This is a genomic window from Pseudomonas sp. CBS, assembly GCF_024734645.1.
Lineage (GTDB): Bacteria > Pseudomonadota > Gammaproteobacteria > Pseudomonadales > Pseudomonadaceae > Aquipseudomonas.
Window position 1 is genome coordinate 1,067,694 of sequence record NZ_CP102929.1, and the last position, 15,632, is coordinate 1,083,325.

At 60.2% G+C, this 15,632-nt stretch carries 20 protein-coding genes; 13 read left to right on the forward strand and 7 right to left on the reverse strand.

Annotated elements, in window-relative coordinates; genetic code table 11:
• Positions 1–117 precede the first annotated feature (117 nt).
• Positions 118–1,125, forward strand: a complete 1,008-nt coding sequence (locus NVB75_RS04595) for a DNA-binding protein (RefSeq protein ID WP_258346203.1) — start codon at positions 118–120, stop codon at positions 1,123–1,125.
• Here the strand turns inward: NVB75_RS04595 and gorA are convergent, their stop codons facing one another.
• Positions 1,126–2,484 (reverse strand): glutathione-disulfide reductase, encoded by a 1,359-nt coding sequence (gorA, locus tag NVB75_RS04600; RefSeq protein WP_258346204.1) that lies wholly within the window; start codon positions 2,482–2,484, stop codon positions 1,126–1,128.
• Positions 2,485–2,587: 103 nt separating this feature from the next.
• On the reverse strand, positions 2,588–3,427 hold the full coding sequence (gene galU / locus NVB75_RS04605) for a UTP--glucose-1-phosphate uridylyltransferase GalU (protein WP_003212579.1): 840 nt from the start codon (positions 3,425–3,427) through the stop codon (positions 2,588–2,590).
• Between the two features lie 307 nt (positions 3,428–3,734).
• On the opposite strand from galU, the gene NVB75_RS04610 reads away from it, so the two are divergent.
• Together NVB75_RS04610 and NVB75_RS04615 are read left to right on the forward strand one after the other, a co-directional pair.
• Complete coding sequence (locus tag NVB75_RS04610; protein WP_003212580.1) at positions 3,735–3,920, forward strand: hypothetical protein; 186 nt, start codon at positions 3,735–3,737, stop codon at positions 3,918–3,920.
• 146 nt (positions 3,921–4,066) lie between these two features.
• A complete protein-coding gene (locus tag NVB75_RS04615; RefSeq protein ID WP_003212581.1) occupies positions 4,067–4,351 on the forward strand; it encodes a hypothetical protein in 285 nt (94 codons plus the stop codon).
• Here NVB75_RS04615 and NVB75_RS04620 read toward each other — a convergent pair whose 3' ends face one another.
• The 4 genes from NVB75_RS04620 to NVB75_RS04635 all read right to left on the reverse strand — a co-directional run bounded on the left by NVB75_RS04620 (position 4,352) and on the right by NVB75_RS04635 (position 6,751).
• On the reverse strand, positions 4,352–4,582 hold the full coding sequence (locus tag NVB75_RS04620) for a hypothetical protein (protein WP_003212582.1): 231 nt from the start codon (positions 4,580–4,582) through the stop codon (positions 4,352–4,354).
• 63 nt (positions 4,583–4,645) lie between these two features.
• Complete coding sequence (locus tag NVB75_RS04625; protein ID WP_258346206.1) at positions 4,646–5,557, reverse strand: c-type cytochrome; 912 nt, start codon at positions 5,555–5,557, stop codon at positions 4,646–4,648.
• Positions 5,554–6,204 (reverse strand): c-type cytochrome, encoded by a 651-nt coding sequence (locus tag NVB75_RS04630; RefSeq protein ID WP_258346207.1) that lies wholly within the window; start codon positions 6,202–6,204, stop codon positions 5,554–5,556. Before NVB75_RS04630 ends, NVB75_RS04625 begins: the two co-directional genes overlap by 4 nt.
• A gap of 196 nt (positions 6,205–6,400) precedes the next feature.
• The gene (locus tag NVB75_RS04635; RefSeq protein ID WP_017480375.1) at positions 6,401–6,751 is read right to left on the reverse strand and encodes a hypothetical protein; all 351 of its coding nucleotides are present in this window, start codon (positions 6,749–6,751) and stop codon (positions 6,401–6,403) included.
• A 211-nt stretch (positions 6,752–6,962) separates the two neighbouring features.
• On the opposite strand from NVB75_RS04635, the gene NVB75_RS04640 reads away from it, so the two are divergent.
• The 5 genes from NVB75_RS04640 (at position 6,963) to ada (ending at position 10,051) form a co-directional block, all read left to right on the forward strand.
• The gene (locus NVB75_RS04640; protein ID WP_003212586.1) at positions 6,963–7,265 is read left to right on the forward strand and encodes a DUF1883 domain-containing protein; all 303 of its coding nucleotides are present in this window, start codon (positions 6,963–6,965) and stop codon (positions 7,263–7,265) included.
• Positions 7,266–7,276: 11 nt separating this feature from the next.
• Positions 7,277–7,441 (forward strand): hypothetical protein, encoded by a 165-nt coding sequence (locus NVB75_RS04645; RefSeq protein WP_258348850.1) that lies wholly within the window; start codon positions 7,277–7,279, stop codon positions 7,439–7,441.
• An 82-nt stretch (positions 7,442–7,523) separates the two neighbouring features.
• Positions 7,524–8,240, forward strand: coding sequence for a 2OG-Fe(II) oxygenase (locus NVB75_RS04650; RefSeq protein ID WP_258346209.1), 717 nt, complete (start codon positions 7,524–7,526; stop codon positions 8,238–8,240).
• Positions 8,230–8,910 (forward strand): DNA oxidative demethylase AlkB, encoded by a 681-nt coding sequence (gene alkB, locus NVB75_RS04655; protein WP_258346210.1) that lies wholly within the window; start codon positions 8,230–8,232, stop codon positions 8,908–8,910. Before NVB75_RS04650 ends, alkB begins: the two co-directional genes overlap by 11 nt.
• A gap of 76 nt (positions 8,911–8,986) precedes the next feature.
• Positions 8,987–10,051, forward strand: coding sequence for a bifunctional DNA-binding transcriptional regulator/O6-methylguanine-DNA methyltransferase Ada (gene ada / locus NVB75_RS04660; RefSeq protein ID WP_258346211.1), 1,065 nt, complete (start codon positions 8,987–8,989; stop codon positions 10,049–10,051).
• A 6-nt stretch (positions 10,052–10,057) separates the two neighbouring features.
• Here the strand turns inward: ada and NVB75_RS04665 are convergent, their stop codons facing one another.
• Positions 10,058–10,642 (reverse strand): ABATE domain-containing protein, encoded by a 585-nt coding sequence (locus tag NVB75_RS04665; protein WP_258346212.1) that lies wholly within the window; start codon positions 10,640–10,642, stop codon positions 10,058–10,060.
• A 176-nt stretch (positions 10,643–10,818) separates the two neighbouring features.
• Between NVB75_RS04665 and NVB75_RS04670 the strand changes: the two genes are divergently transcribed.
• The 5 genes from NVB75_RS04670 to modC all read left to right on the forward strand — a co-directional run bounded on the left by NVB75_RS04670 (position 10,819) and on the right by modC (position 15,534).
• Positions 10,819–11,697 carry an alpha/beta fold hydrolase gene (locus NVB75_RS04670; protein ID WP_258346213.1) on the forward strand — a complete coding sequence of 293 codons (879 nt, stop codon included), beginning with the start codon at positions 10,819–10,821 and terminating at the stop codon, positions 11,695–11,697.
• A 110-nt stretch (positions 11,698–11,807) separates the two neighbouring features.
• Positions 11,808–12,872 (forward strand): nitronate monooxygenase family protein, encoded by a 1,065-nt coding sequence (locus tag NVB75_RS04675; RefSeq protein ID WP_258346214.1) that lies wholly within the window; start codon positions 11,808–11,810, stop codon positions 12,870–12,872.
• Between the two features lie 128 nt (positions 12,873–13,000).
• On the forward strand, positions 13,001–13,768 hold the full coding sequence (gene modA / locus NVB75_RS04680) for a molybdate ABC transporter substrate-binding protein (protein WP_258346215.1): 768 nt from the start codon (positions 13,001–13,003) through the stop codon (positions 13,766–13,768).
• Entirely contained in the window at positions 13,769–14,449 is a 681-nt protein-coding gene (modB, locus tag NVB75_RS04685; RefSeq protein ID WP_076016198.1) for a molybdate ABC transporter permease subunit, read from the forward strand.
• 5 nt (positions 14,450–14,454) lie between these two features.
• Complete coding sequence (gene modC / locus NVB75_RS04690) at positions 14,455–15,534, forward strand: molybdenum ABC transporter ATP-binding protein (RefSeq protein ID WP_258346216.1); 1,080 nt, start codon at positions 14,455–14,457, stop codon at positions 15,532–15,534.
• The last annotated feature ends 98 nt before the right edge of the window (positions 15,535–15,632 follow it).

The following is a 15,632-nucleotide window of genomic DNA, read 5'->3' on the forward strand; positions in this document are numbered from 1 at the left end:
CACGGGATAATACGCCAATATCCCATCTGTTAAATCATCAATTTGAGCCTAAATATAATCGTGATATAGTACGTATATACATACTACGTACCACAGTACTAAATCGACGGAGACTCCATGGCTCGCGGCGGCATCAATAAAGCAGTAGTTCAAACGGCACGCTTGGCGATCCTCGCCCGCGGCGAAAACCCAAGCATCGATGCAGTACGCATTGAGATGGGCAATACCGGCTCGAAAACCACGATTCACCGCTATTTGAAGGAGCTGGACGAAAGCGAAACCCGTCAGACCATCACCGAAGCGCCCATCGACGACGAGCTTGGCGAACTGGTGGCACGGCTGGCTCAGCGCCTTAAGGAAAAGGCCCAGGAGCCTATCGACCTGGCCCTGGCGCAGTTCCAGCAACAGAAAACCGCCCTGCTCGCCCAGGTCGAGGAGCTGGAAGCCGCCCACAGCCAACTCAAGCAACAATTCGATATCCAGGCAGCCGCCCTGGCGGACGAAAGTGCGGCGCTGCAAAGCACCCGCTCCAGCCTGCAAACCGAGCAAACCCGCAACGCCGGGCTGAGCCAGGCGTGCAGCGATTACGAGCTGCGGATCAACGACAAGGACGAGCAGATTCGCTCACTGGAAGAAAAGCACCTGCATGCCCGGGATGCTCTCGAGCATTACCGCAACGCAATCAAGGATCAGCGTGAGCAGGAACAGCGCCGCCATGAGGGTCAGTTGCAGCAGGTACAGGCCGAGCTGCGGCAGGCTCAGCAGAGCGCGATGGTGCGCCAGGACGAGATCACCCAGCTGCATCGCGATAACGAGCGCCTGCTGATTGAACATCGAGTGACGGTGAAGGAATTGAGCGCACTGCAGGAACAGGCCCGCCAGGACCGCGATCAGCAGCGCCAGCTTAGCGAACAGGTGAGCTTGATCGACAGCGAACGCACCCTGCTGCAGGAACGCTTGCGGGTTGCACTGCTGGAAAGTCAGACGCGCCAGGAAGCGCTGGCCGAGCATCAGCAGACCAACAAAATCCTGGAGTTGGACCTGGTCAAAGCCCAGGCCAGCATCGAGGCGTTGCGCCTGGCGGCCGTCGTTGCGACGGCGCCAGAGGCAACTACCGAGGGCTGACTACTGCGCCACCGGCGTGCGCATGGTGACGAACTCTTCCGCCGCCGTAGGGTGCACGCCGATGGTCTCATCGAAATGCTGCTTGGTCGCGCCCGCCTTGAGTGCGATCGCCAGGCCCTGCACGATCTCCCCGGCGTCCGGGCCGACCATGTGGCAACCCAGGACCTTGTCGGTCTCGGCGTCGACCACCAGCTTCATCAGGGTCTTTTCCTGGCACTCAGTCAGGGTCAGTTTCATCGGCCGGAAGCGGCTTTCGAAAACCTGCACCTTGTGGCCGTCTGCACGGGCCTGCTCTTCGCTCAGGCCCACGGTGCCGATATTTGGCAGGCTGAACACCGCCGTCGGGATCATCGCGTAATCCACCGGGCGATATTGCTCAGGCTTGAACAGGCGGCGTGCAACGGCCATGCCTTCAGCCAGCGCTACCGGCGTCAGCTGCACACGACCGATCACATCGCCAATCGCCAGGATCGACGGTTCGGCAGTCTGGTACAGATCATCCACTTCGACAAAGCCGCGCTTGTCCAACTTGACGCCGGTGTTTTCCAGCCCCAGGTTATCGAGCATCGGGCGTCGGCCAGTGGCGTAGAACACACAGTCGGCTTCCAGCACGCGGCCGTCTTTCAAGGTGGCTTTCAGACTACCGTCGGCCTGCTTGTCGATGCGCTCGATGTCGGCATTGAATTGCAGATCCAGGCCACGCTTGGTCAGCTCTTCTTTCAAGTGTGTGCGCACCGAACCGTCAAAACCGCGCAAGAACAAGTCGCTGCGATACAGCAGAGAGGTCTTTGCGCCCAGGCCATGGAAAATCCCGGCAAACTCGACAGCGATATAACCGCCCCCGACCACCAGCACACGCTTGGGCAACTCTTTGAGGAAGAACGCCTCATTGGAGCCAATGGCGTGCTCGCGCCCCGGGATTTCCGGGATCTGCGGCCAGCCACCGGTGGCCACCAGAATGTGCTTGGCGGTGAAGCGCTCACCGTTGATTTCCACCTGATGCGGGTCCACCAACCGCGCATGGCCTTCATGCAGGGTCACGCCGCTGTTGACCAGCAGGTTGCGGTAGATGCCATTGAGGCGGTTGATCTCGCGATCCTTGTTGGCGATCAGGGTCGCCCAATCGAAGTTTGCTTCACCCAGGGACCAGCCAAAACCGCTGGCCTGCTCGAAGTCTTCGGCGAAATGCGCGCCGTACACCAACAGCTTCTTCGGCACACAGCCCACGTTCACACAGGTACCGCCCAGGTAGCGGCTTTCAGCCACTGCCACCTTGGCGCCAAAACCTGCGGCGAATCGTGCAGCGCGCACACCGCCGGAACCGGCACCAATTACATAAAGGTCAAAATCGTAGGCCATTTCACTCTCCTCGGCAGGACAACAGCATACCTGCTTACATGGGGCCGAAAAACGAAAAAGCCACCCGAAGGTGGCTTTCCCAGATCAAGCAGGCAACCGTGAATCAGTAAGCCTTGCCAGTCTTGTAGAAGTGCTCGTAGCAGAAGTTGGTTGCTTCGATGTAGCCTTCAGCGCCACCGCAGTCAAAACGACGACCTTTGAACTTGTAGGCAATCACGCAACCGTCTTTTGCCTGCTTCAGCAGGGCGTCGGTGATCTGGATCTCGCCACCCTTGCCCGGCTCGGTTTCTTCGATCAGCTTGAAGATATCCGGAGTCAGGATGTAGCGACCGATGATTGCCAGGTTCGACGGAGCATCTTCCGGCGCCGGTTTTTCAACCATGTCACGTACGCGGATCAGGCCATCACCGATATCGTCGCCGGCGATCACGCCGTACTTGTTGGTTTCCTGAGGATCAACCTCTTGAACCGCGACGATGGTGCAACGGTACTTCTGGTACAACTTGACCATCTGGGTCAGGACGCCGTCGCCTTCCAGGTTTACACACAGGTCATCCGCCAGTACCACGGCGAAAGGTTCGTCACCGATCAGCGGGCGACCGGTCAGGATCGCGTGACCCAGGCCTTTCATTTGGGTCTGACGGGTGTAGGAGAACGAGCACTCGTCGAGCAGTTTACGGATGCCGACCAGGTATTTTTCCTTGTCGGTGCCCTTGATCTGGTTTTCCAGCTCGTAGCTGATGTCGAAGTGGTCTTCCAGGGCGCGTTTGCCACGGCCGGTCACGATCGAGATTTCGTTCAGGCCGGCATCCAGTGCTTCTTCCACGCCGTACTGGATCAGTGGCTTGTTCACCACCGGCAGCATTTCTTTGGGCATGGCCTTGGTCGCTGGCAGGAAGCGAGTGCCGTAACCGGCTGCTGGGAACAAGCATTTCTTGATCATATGAGTCCTTACAAAGGGCTGTGCGTACGAAATTCGGCGCAGTCTAATCAGGCCGCAGTCACCTTACAATGGGTCCTGCTGGCGCCGCGATGTCAACATAGAGAAAAAATGTCGGCGTAAGTTCCGCCGGCATTCAATCTAGTGCCTTCGCCGCTGTTAGAAATCGTCGGCTTGCGCCCGTCACTCAAAGGGCTTAAACCTTTTTAGCACGCTTTATGGCGATCGGCACTGACCTGCAACAACTTGCGCCGCCCCGTGCCGTTTGGCGCTATCATTACCGCCTTGAACCAGACAACGAGATTGATAGATGTCAGAACCAAAAGGCGTGAACGGCTACCTGATCACCAAGCGAGCAGATGGCTGGCACTTGATCAACTTCCACGGCGACAGCGTTGCCGGGGCATTCGCGACCGAAGCTCAAGCCTGTGCCGTGGCCGAAGTGTTCGTAGATGAAGCAGGCCACGCGTCGAGCAAACGTCCCAAGACCAAGTAATACCCGCAGCAATGCCAATCAAGCCTCGTTTATCGGGGCTTTTTTGTGTTTGTCTGTACCTTGATGGCGGTTCGCTATAATCTCGCCTGAAACGCCCCACGACAGTGTCAGCGCTTCCCCTCCAACACCCTAATGACGACTCCTACATGAACAAGATCCTGGCACTGATTGCGGTACTGGCGCTTACCGGTGGCTGCACCACCACTTCCGACACCGTCCTGAAAAACGGCGAACAAGGCCTGGCCATTGATTGCTCCGGCGAAGCCAACTCCTGGGCCAGTTGCTATGAAAAGGCTGATGCGTCCTGCGCGGGCACCGGTTATCGGATCGTCGGTACCGAAGGCACACCGGCCCTGAAAGAAAGCGACAAGACCCTGGGCAAGGATGTCGGCAACTACAAGACCCGCAGCGTGACGGTAGTTTGCAAGTAATTACATGTGAATTTCGGCGAACTTGATGCCCAGGCCGCGAATGGTCTCGATCAAGTCGTCCAGGCGAGAAAAGGATTCGACTTCATCCTGGTCATCCACCAGGAAATAGCTGCGACCGCCGCTCTTTTTGAAGAACACGATCCACTCGCCGGTATCCGCGGGATTTTGAATCACATGGGTCGCAGAAATATGCCCCCCTGCATGTTGTTCTCTGACTTGCTCACGCTTCATGAATAAATTTCCGAAAAGACAATGCCGCTGATTCAGCGGCATTTTTTGTGGGTGATCGACAGTTTAACGGATGCCTTGGCCAATCAGTACGCCATCCACCGTTTGCCCGTAAAGATTGACGCCGTCATTGGCGTGGAACTTCACCCGGGTTTTCTCCACTGAGCCTTCCACCAGGCGCGGGTCCTGAGGTCGCTCGTGGCGGTTGACGTAGGCCGCCACGTCCCAGGCTTGCTGGTCGCTCAGGCTACCTCCCTTGCCCAGAGGCATGTTGTGCTTGATGAAGGACGCTGCCGTATTGATACGGTGCATCCCAGCGCCCCAGTTGTAGGAGTCTTTACCCCACAGCGGCGGCATCACGTAGCTGTCACCGACTTTCTGGCCCTGGCCTTCGGCGCCATGGCACACCGCGCATTGGCCCTTATAGACCTCCGCGCCCTGGGCCAGGTCGTACCCCTTGGCGGGTGCCGGCACCTCCGGATACCCCCGCCCCGGCAACTCGACGCCCAACGGCGCCTTGCTCGACAGCCAGTAGGCATACACCGACAGCGCAGTAATTTCCGGGCTGTCTGCAGCCGGTGGCGTGCCGCCATTCATGCTGAACTGGAAACAGCCCTGCAAGCGCTCGGCGAAGGTATTGACCTTGTCGTTCTTTTTTCGATACGCCGGGTACATCGGGTACGCGCCCCACAGCGGCGCGGAATTCGCCAGGCGGCCCTGGTCCAGGTGGCAATTACTGCAATTGAGGCCATTGCCGACAAATTGTGGCGCCAGGCGCCTGGTGTCGACAAACAGGGCGTAGCCCTGCTTCACCAGCTTGCCGTAGGCATTATCCGGCAACTCGCTCTCTTGCGGCGGCTGGAACTGCGCGGCAGCCGTCGGACTGGCGGTGGGCTGCAACTGTGACTGATCTTCCATGGCGATGGTGGCAGCATGGACAGGCACGCTGGCGAGGGCTGCCAATAAGAAAAGCTTCATGGCTTGGCCTCCTGGCTGCTCAGCGACGCAAAATAGGTGGCCACGGCCTGCACTTCCTCAGCGCTGAGGGATTTGGCGATATGGCCCATCAAATCGTTCGGATCGTTATGGCGCGTGCCACTGCGCCAGGCATTCAACTGTGCCGCCAGGTAGGCCGCGGATTGCCCGGCAAGCGGCGGAAATGCGTTGCCGACACCCGCACCGCCCGGGCCATGACAGCTGACGCAGGCCGGAATCTGGCGCTCCCACGCCCCTTGCAGGGCAATCTTTTGCGCAGCTTCGGTTGGCATCTCGCTGCGGTGCACCGAAACGGCCACCGGCGCAGGCATTGCCGCCAGTTCCCGGGTCACAGCGTTGATTTCCTCTTCCGTCAGGGCGTTGGCCAGCGGTTGCATCACCGGACTAGTACGGGCGCCGCTTTTAAAATCCTCCAGTTGCTTGCGCAAATACCCCGCCGGCAAACCGGCCAGGCGCGGAAAGCCGGCCGCTGCCAGCCCCAGCCCATCCGCTCCGTGACAGGCTACGCACGGCGCAGCTCCCGGCTGCGAACCACCTTGCGTAAATACGTTCTTCCCCTCTAGCGCGTGGGCATTGCCCAGCATCAGCAGCAGCGCGCTACCCATCAGAACTCGTTCCAGAGACATCATCACGACTCCATTTTTATAGTTATATGCTTAGGCGAATTAGGCATAAGCCTACAAATGGTAGGGTAATGATTCGATAGCCACAACACCCCGCACCGAAGGAATAGGGCTACGCACTGAAAATTCCACACAAAAAACCCGACACTGCACTGGCAGGTCGGGTTACTTGATCGGATTCAAAAGTGAGCGGCTGACAGACTCAGCCGGAAATGCAAGCCTCCCCTGCGGCCTTCACGTCGCCCGGACGGATAGGCACATTGGACATGCTCTCGTAGAGTTTGATGCTGCTACCGCTGGAGCGCTCTTCAATTTCAAAAATGGCCGACGGATCAGCAGAAAACTTCTGCGGAACGATCACCTGAACGCCATCCTTGTGGGGCTCGATCTGCGATGGCCTACGGGTTTTCGACAGTTTCTGGACGATACACGCCGCATATTCCTGCGGTTTTTTCCCGGAGATCACTGCCAGCGTCGGTGGGGTCTGCTTGATATCCGCCACCGAAGCACATCCACCCAACGCCAAGGCCAGAACCAACACACTCCACTTCATAAAAAACCTCCGATAAAGACCCTACGACAGCGGGAAAGGTATTTTTCTCCCGTCAATGTAGGATTTATCCCTGATAACTCGGTAAATAACTGTTTTAAATTGTCGAACTCGTCGACGACGGTCCGATAATAAACGTGCTGGGGCTGATAAACTCCATCTTATCCTACGTATCGTTCTGATTTTTCAGAAAAAGCCCTTCTGGAGACACCTCATGAAATTCATCCACCAGCGCGAACACCTCAATGAAGGAGACATTGTCGTCATTGAATGTTCGCAAACGTGCAACATCCGCCTGATGAGCGACGCGAACTTTCGCAGTTTCAAGAACGGTGGCCGCCACACTTACCACGGCGGCGCATTCGACAAGTTCCCGGCAAAAATCACCGCGCCGAGCACAGGCTTCTGGAACATTACCCTGGACGTGGTGACCCGCCGCGCCATCAGCGTGACCAAAAAGCCGACCTTGTCCCACAAGATCCGCATCGTGCGTCGCACCAATTCGAAACTCAGCTGACAGGAATGCCCGTGACTACCACCAAATATGTGATCAAGTACAAACTCAACGGTGAGCGCCGCTTCGAATTCGCCCAATTGAAGGCAGGCAGCATCGAGGAAGCCAAGGCGGCGCTGGCGAAAATGCACGATGCCAGCGATGAAATCACCGATATCAATGTGAGCAAGGCCCTGTAATTCGAGCGCAAGCATCGGAGTGTCGTAACGCTGGCGACTTCCTAGACTGGCAGCCTTTTTCCGCTGCCACAGGAACTCGCCGATGCCTTCTACCTCACTGCAAGAACGCTTGGCCAAGCTGGATTGGCGTGCAATCGAGCAAGACCTCGATCAACAGGGCAACGCAATCATTCCAGCGCTGCTGGGCCAGCAAGAGTGTGCGCAGCTCTGCAACCATTACCCGCACCATGAGCGGTTTCGCTCCCATGTGCTGATGGCCAGGCACGGCTTTGGTCGGGGCGAGTACAAATATTTCCGCTATCCGCTGCCCACCCGGGTCAGCGAGTTGCGTGAGCAGCTGTATCAATACCTGGCGCCCCTGGCCAATCGCTGGAACGAACAGATGAACCTGCCGATCACCTACCCGGCACACCATGCTGACTTCATTGCCCGATGCCACGCCGCAGGGCAACAGCGCCCTACCCCGTTATTGCTGCAATACGGCCCCGGCGACTACAACTGCCTGCACCAGGATCTGTACGGCGAACATGTGTTTCCCTTACAAGTGGCCATCCTGTTGTCGCAGCCGGGAGAAGACTTCCGTGGCGGCGAACTGGTGCTGACCGAACAGCGACCACGCATGCAATCCCGGGCTCAGGTCGTACCGCTGAACAGGGGCGACGCCGTGATCTTCGCGGTCAATCAGCGACCCATGCCCAGCGTGAGGGGGTTTCATCGGGTGACCTTGCGCCATGGGGTCAGTGTTCTGCACAGTGGTACGCGGCATACCTTGGGAGTGATTTTTCACGATGCGCAGTAAGACCGATCCCGGAGCAACCGCCGATTTGTTTGCCGACGAGGCCTTGCAGCAGCCCCCGGGACGCGAACAAATCGGTGAACAATCCTACGTTCTCAGAGGCTACGCCTTACCCTGGGTCGAGCGTTTGCTGCCGGAGCTGCGGCGGGTCCTGGCTCAATCGCCGTTCCGGCAAATGGTCACGCCGGGGGGCTTTACCATGTCCGCCGCCTTGAGCAGTTGCGGTGAGTTGGGCTGGACAACCGACCCCACTGGCTATCGCTACTCTGGGATTGACCCCAACAACCAGCAACCCTGGCCAGCCATGCCCGAGGCGCTACGCCAATTGGCGGTCATGGCGGCGGCAGACACGGGTTTCGAGGATTTCGAACCGGATGCCTGCCTGATCAACCGCTATGTGCCAGGCGCGAAAATGTCCCTGCATCAGGACAAGAACGAGCGCCGCTACGCCGCGCCAGTGGTCTCCGTGTCACTGGGTTTGCCGGCGATCTTTCTGTTCGGCGGCCATGAGCGAGGCGACAAGGCGCAAAAAGTCTCGCTGTTCCATGGCGATGTGGTGGTATGGGGCGGTGTGGATCGCCTGCGCTTTCACGGCGTGATGCCGATCAAGCCCGGCACGCATCCGGTCATGGGGCCGCAGCGCATCAACCTGACGTTTCGCACGGCCGGGTGAATTTGACCGCAAGCATCGGAGTGTTGCGAATGCCCCCGGGGACTAACCTGGCATTCTTCAACCAGGAGCCACCACCATGACCGCGCGCCACGCCACCGAACAAGACCCACGCTGGGCCGCCATCGTCGCCCGCGACGCCAAGGCCGACCTGACCTTCGTCTATGGCGTGAAAACCACCGGTGTGTACTGCCGCCCCAGCAGTTCCGCGCGGCGGCCGCGCCCGGAGAATGTCGAGTTCTTCGACACCCCGCAACAGGCCGAAGCCGCGGGCTACCGACCCAACAAGCGCTATTCGGGAGACCAGACCCAGGTCGCCGCACGCCACGCGCAACTGGTGGCAGCCGCCTGCCGGCACATCGAACAGGCTGAAACCCTGCCGGCCCTTGAAGACCTGGCCACCCTCGCCGGTTTGAGCCCGTTTCATTTCCATCGGGTGTTCAAGGCGGTGACCGGCCTCACACCCAAGCGCTACGCCAGCGCCCATCGCTCGCGCAAGGTCCGCGACGGGCTCAAGGGCCATCATTCGGTGACCGATGCGCTGTACGACGCCGGCTTCAATTCCAACAGCCGCTTTTATGAGGCCGCCGACCAGTTGCTCGGCATGAAGCCTGGCGACTACAAAGCCGGTGGCACCAATACGGATATCCGGTTTGCCGTCGGCCAATGCTCGTTGGGCGCAATTCTGGTGGCGCAGAGCAATCGCGGTGTGTGCGCGATCCTGCTGGGGGATGACCCGGACAAACTGGTGCGCGACCTGCAGGACCAGTTTCCCCGCGCCAATCTGCTGGGCGCCGATCACGACTTCGAACAACTGATCGCCCAAGTGGTGGGCTTTATCGAGGCGCCGGCCCTGGGCCTGGACTTGCCCCTGGACTTGCGCGGCACTGCGTTTCAGGAACGGGTCTGGCAGGCCTTGCGGGAAATTCCGGTGGGTTGCACTGCCAGCTACGCCGAGATTGCCCAGCGCATCGGCGCCCCGACGGCCTATCGCGCCGTGGCCCAGGCGTGTGGTGCCAACAACCTGGCCGTGGCGATTCCCTGCCATCGCGTGGTGCGCAGCAACGGCGACCTTTCGGGCTATCGCTGGGGCGTGGAGCGCAAACGGCAGCTGCTGGCGCGCGAAAGCCCGGCAGAATCCTGAAGAAGGCTACAAGAGTTTGCGCTTGCGAAACTCGGCCACCTTATGCCGGTTACCACACAGCGCCATGCTGCACCAGCGGCGCTTGTGGCCCTTGGTCCGGTCGTAGAACCACAGCACGCACTCGGGATGTTCGCAGGTACGGATCAAACCAAAATCCCCTTCCACCAGCAACGTCGCCGCCGCTTCGGCGATTGGCGCCAGGAACTGCTCAGCGGTTTGCTGTTTGCGCTGGCGCTCCAGGCGCAACTCCCCAGGCGCCGGCCAAGCCAGCTGCGGATGGCTGACGGCCTTGCGCAAAAATGCATTCAGTGCCGCAGGATCACCCTGCTGCCCAGCCTTGCGCTGCTCCAGCAACAAGCGAATCACTTCCCGCAGCCCCCGCGCCGCGCCCAGCAAAGCGCCCTCCTCGAATACCGGCGCTGCGCCCTCTTCGCACCAGCCCAGTCGCACCAGCCAGCGCTGCACATCGGCATCGCCTTGCCAGAATTCAAAGGGCACACCGTCGACATTCGCCCGGGTGTTGAGCATGTCCAACACCGGATGGTCGGCTAGCACGTAGGGTTCCATCGGGGATGGTGTGATGGCGGTCATGGCGAGTCCTCTTCAAGTCCGCGACATCGTAACCGCTGATATTGCTTTTGGATAGTTACTAAACACATCTATAGGTAACCTATTAAATTAATTTGACAGGTTACTTTTTCGAGCGCAGCCTGCGAAACCAGTAACCCAACAAATCAACTTATCCAGTTACACAGAGGATTCCGATCATGTCGATTTCAGCCCCCGTTGTGCGCTACCAGCATGTTGATGCCGATGGCGTTCGCGTGTTCTACCGCGAAGCCGGCGACCCGTCTGCGCCCGTGCTGTTGCTGCTGCACGGTTTTCCCAGCTCGTCCCATATGTACCGCGACCTGATCCCGCTGCTCGCCACCCGCTACCGGGTCATCGCCCCCGACCTGCCGGGTTTCGGCTTCACCGAAGTGCCTGCCGAACGTCATTACCACTACAGCTTCGATAACCTGGCGATTACCGTCGGCCATTTCGTCGACGCCCTGCAGCTCAGCCGTTATGCCCTCTACGTGTTCGACTACGGCGCACCAGTGGGCCTGCGCCTGGCAGTGGCGCACCCGGAACGGGTCAGCGCGCTGATATCGCAAAATGGCAATGCCTACCTGGAAGGTTTGGGTGACGCCTGGGATCCGATCCGCGCCTATTGGGCCGAGCCGAGCCCAGCCAATCGCGAGGTGATTCGCAGCGCCGTCATCAGCCTGGAAGGTACGCGCTATCAGTATCTGCACGGCGTCCCGCAGCCCGAGCTGGTTGCGCCCGAGTCCTACATGCTCGATGTGCTCCTGATGCAGCGGCCCGGCAATGACGAAATCCAGTTGGACCTGTTCCTCGACTACCGCAACAACCTGACGCTGTACCCGGCGTTCCAGGGTTTTTTCAAGGCCACGCAAGTGCCGGCGCTGGTGATCTGGGGCCAGAACGATCCGTTCTTCATCCCGCCGGGCGCCCATGCCTATAAACGCGATAACGCTAACGCCGTGGTGGAATTGCTCGACACCGGCCACTTCGCCCTGGAAACCCACGCCGCGCATATTGCCCAGCGGATTCATGCGGTACTGGGCCACGCCATCGACTGATGCGCGCCCATGAAACACTGGATTCGTCCAGTGAATAAAACAGACTGGCCTGTTGCTGCATGGCCCTGCTAAAACGACGGCACAGCATTCCACCGTTGGAGAAGCGTCCCATGAGCACCTGGCCAGACACCCGAATTCTTGACCTGCTGGGCATTGAGTTGCCGATCATCCAGGCGCCCATGGCGAATGCCACGACCACGGCCATGGTGATTGCCGCCAACCAGGCCGGCGCCCTGGGTTCGATGCCGGCGGCAACCCTGAGCATCGAACAGTTGCGCGAAGCACTCACCATCATTCGCCAGGCCAGCTCGCGGCCGCTGAACGTGAATTTCTTCTGCCATCAGCCACCGGCGCCAGACGCTGATCGCGACCTTCAGTGGAAGAACCTGCTGGAGACTTACTACCGCGAACTCGGCGCCGACTTTGATGCACCGACGCCCGTCTCCAACCGTGCGCCGTTCAACGACGCTGCCTGCAAAGTGGTCGAAGAATTCCGCCCGGAAGTGGTGAGTTTTCACTTCGGCCTGCCGGAAAAATCCCTGCTGGACCGGGTCAAGGCCACCGGGGCGAAAGTGCTGTCGTCGGCCACCACGGTGGAAGAAGCCATCTGGCTGGAACAGCACGGCTGCGACGCAATCATCGCCATGGGTTTCGAAGCCGGCGGCCATCGCGGGATGTTCCTCAGCGACGACCTGAATAGCCAGATCGGCACCCTGGCGCTGGTGCCGCAGATCGTCGACGCCGTGAGTGTGCCGGTGATTGCGGCCGGCGGCATCGGGGATGCGCGGGGCATCGTCGCGGCCTTCGCCCTCGGCGCGTCGGCGGTACAGATCGGCACCGCTTACCTGTTTACCCCCGAGGCCACCGTCTCGAAGTCCCATCACCACGCCTTGCGCAATGCCCAGGCCAGTGAAACCGCGCTGACCAACCTGTTCACCGGACGCCCGGCGCGGGGCATCATTAACCGGGTGATGCGTGAACTGGGCGCGATCAACCCAAGAGCACCTGCGTTTCCGTTGTCTGGCGGTGCGTTGATGCCACTCAAAGCCAAGGATGAAGCCGGCTTCAGTAACTTGTGGTCGGGCCAGGCGTTGCGCCTAGGCAAGGACATCTCCACTTATGACCTGACGCTGGAGCTGGCCGCACAGACTCTGGAAAAACTCGGCCGACGCTGAACCTGAACTCCCGGGACAACTTTGCACTGTACCGGCAGTGGCCAACCGCTATATATTCCCCTACATAGCGGTACGCCCTTCTGCCTATAACAAGCCGCAAAGTCGGTAATCCCCCAAGGAGCTTCTTGATGATGATTCGCGCCTCACGCCTGGCCCCCACGGCCCTCGCTACCCTGATCGCCGCGTTTGCCTTGTCCTCGGCGAATGCTGATGAAGTCCAGGTGGCCGTGGCCGCCAACTTCACCGCACCGATTCAGGCAATTGCCGCCGACTTTGAAAAAGACACCGGCCACAAGCTGGTCGCCGCCTACGGTGCCACCGGCCAGTTCTACACCCAGATCAAGAACGGCGCGCCGTTTGAGGTGTTCCTCAGCGCCGACGACACCACCCCGCAGAAACTCGAAGCCGAAGGCGATACCGTCAAGGGCTCGCGCTTCACCTACGCGGTAGGCACCCTGGCGCTGTGGTCCGCCAAGGAGGGCTACGTGGATGCCAAAGGCGAAGTGTTGAAGAAAAATGAATTCAAGCACCTGTCCATCGCCAACCCGAAAGCCGCGCCTTACGGCCTGGCCGCCACCCAGGTACTGGCGAAGGAAGGCTTGACCGAAAAGGTCAAGGACAAGATCGTGGAAGGCCAGAACATCACCCAGGCCTATCAGTTCGTGTCCACCGGCAATGCCGAGCTGGGTTTTGTAGCGCTGTCGCAGATTTACAAGGACGGCAAAGTCACCAGCGGTTCCGCCTGGATCGTGCCGTCGTCGATGCATGACCCGATCAAGCAGGATGCGGTGATCCTCAACAAGGGCAAGGACAGCGCCGCTGCCAAGGCCCTGGTTGAATACCTGAAAGGTCCGAAAGCCGCCGCGGTCATCAAGTCCTACGGGTACGAACTGTAAATGCCGCTGTCGAGTGCCGATTTTTCCGCGATCTGGTTGACCGTGAAGCTGGCGTCCCTGACCACGGTGATCCTGCTGATCATCGGCACTCCGATCGCCCTGTGGCTGTCGCGCACCCGCTCCTGGTGGCGCGGCCCCATTGGCGCGGTGGTGGCCTTGCCGTTGGTGCTGCCACCCACGGTGATCGGCTTCTACCTGCTGTTGACCATGGGCCCCAACGGCTACTTCGGCCAGTTCACCCAATGGCTGGGCCTGGGCACCCTGACCTTCAGCTTCGCCGGGCTGGTGATTGGCTCGGTGATCTATTCCATGCCGTTTGTGGTGCAGCCGTTGCAAAACGCCTTCTCCGCCATCGGCACCCGACCGCTGGAAGTGGCCGCTACCTTGCGGGCCAATCCCTGGGATACATTTTTCACGGTGATCCTGCCCCTGGCGCGCCCGGGGTTTATCACGGCATCGATTCTCGGTTTTGCCCACACCGTCGGCGAGTTCGGCGTGGTGCTGATGATCGGCGGCAATATTCCAGACAAGACCCGGGTGGTCTCGGTGCAGATCTACGACCACGTCGAAGCCATGGAATATGCCCAGGCCCACTGGCTGGCCGGCTCGATGGTGGTGTTTTCTTTCCTGGTGTTGCTGGCGCTCTACTCCAGCCGTAAAACCAAAGCGGGCTGGAGCTGATGTCGATGATCGAGGTGCGCCTGCAACTGAAGTATTCCGGGTTTGCCCTGGACGTTGACCTGCAACTGCCCGGTCGCGGGGTGACGGCGCTGTACGGTCATTCCGGCTCCGGCAAGACCACCTGCCTGCGCTGCATCGCCGGGCTGGAACGGGCCGAAGAGGGCTTCGTGCGGATCAACGACGAAGTCTGGCAAGACAGCCGCAAAGGGGTGTTCGTGCCACCCCACAAGCGGGCCCTGGGCTACGTGTTTCAAGAAGCCAGCCTGTTCCCGCATTTGTCGGTGCTGGCCAACCTGGAATTCGGCCTCAAGCGCATCCCGCGCCAACAGCGCCGCGTGGAGCTGGACCAGGCCACCGAGCTGCTGGGCATCGGCCACTTGCTGGACCGCCATCCGCAGCACCTTTCCGGCGGTGAACGCCAGCGCGTCGGCATCGCCCGCGCCCTGCTCACCAGCCCGAGCCTGCTGCTGATGGACGAACCGCTGGCGGCGCTGGACAGCAAACGCAAAAGCGAAATCCTGCCGTACCTTGAACGTTTGCACGACGAGCTCGAGATCCCGGTGCTGTACGTCAGCCATGCCCAGGACGAAGTGGCGCGCCTGGCTGATCACATCGTATTGCTCAGCGACGGCAAGGCCCTGGCCAGCGGTCCCATCGGCGAAACCCTGGCCCGTCTGGACCTGCCCATGGCCTTGGGCGACGACGCCGGCGTGGTGATCAACGGGACGGTTTGCGCCTACGACGCCCACTACCAGTTGCTGACCCTGCAACTGCCCGCGAGCCAATTGCAGATGCGCGTGGCTCATGCACCGCTGGCGTTGGGCAAACCGTTGCGTTTCAAGATCCAGGCGCGGGACGTCAGCCTCAGCCGGCAGGCCGAGGAACACAGCAGCATCCTCAATCGCCTGCCGGTGACGGTGACCCAGGAAATCCCGGCGGACAACGCGGCCCATGTGCTGGTGAGCCTCGATGCCGCCGGCACGCCACTGCTGGCGCGCATCACCCGCTACTCACGGGACCAGTTGCAACTGCATCCCGGCCAGACGCTGTGGGCGCAAATCAAGGCGGTGGCGGTACTGGCCTGACTCCCCGACACCCCGTCCCGTAGCAGCTGTCGAGCCCCAGCGAGGCTGCGTCAGGCGCGCCTCGGTTGAGCGCCTGGCTGGTAATGGAGGTGCTGCCA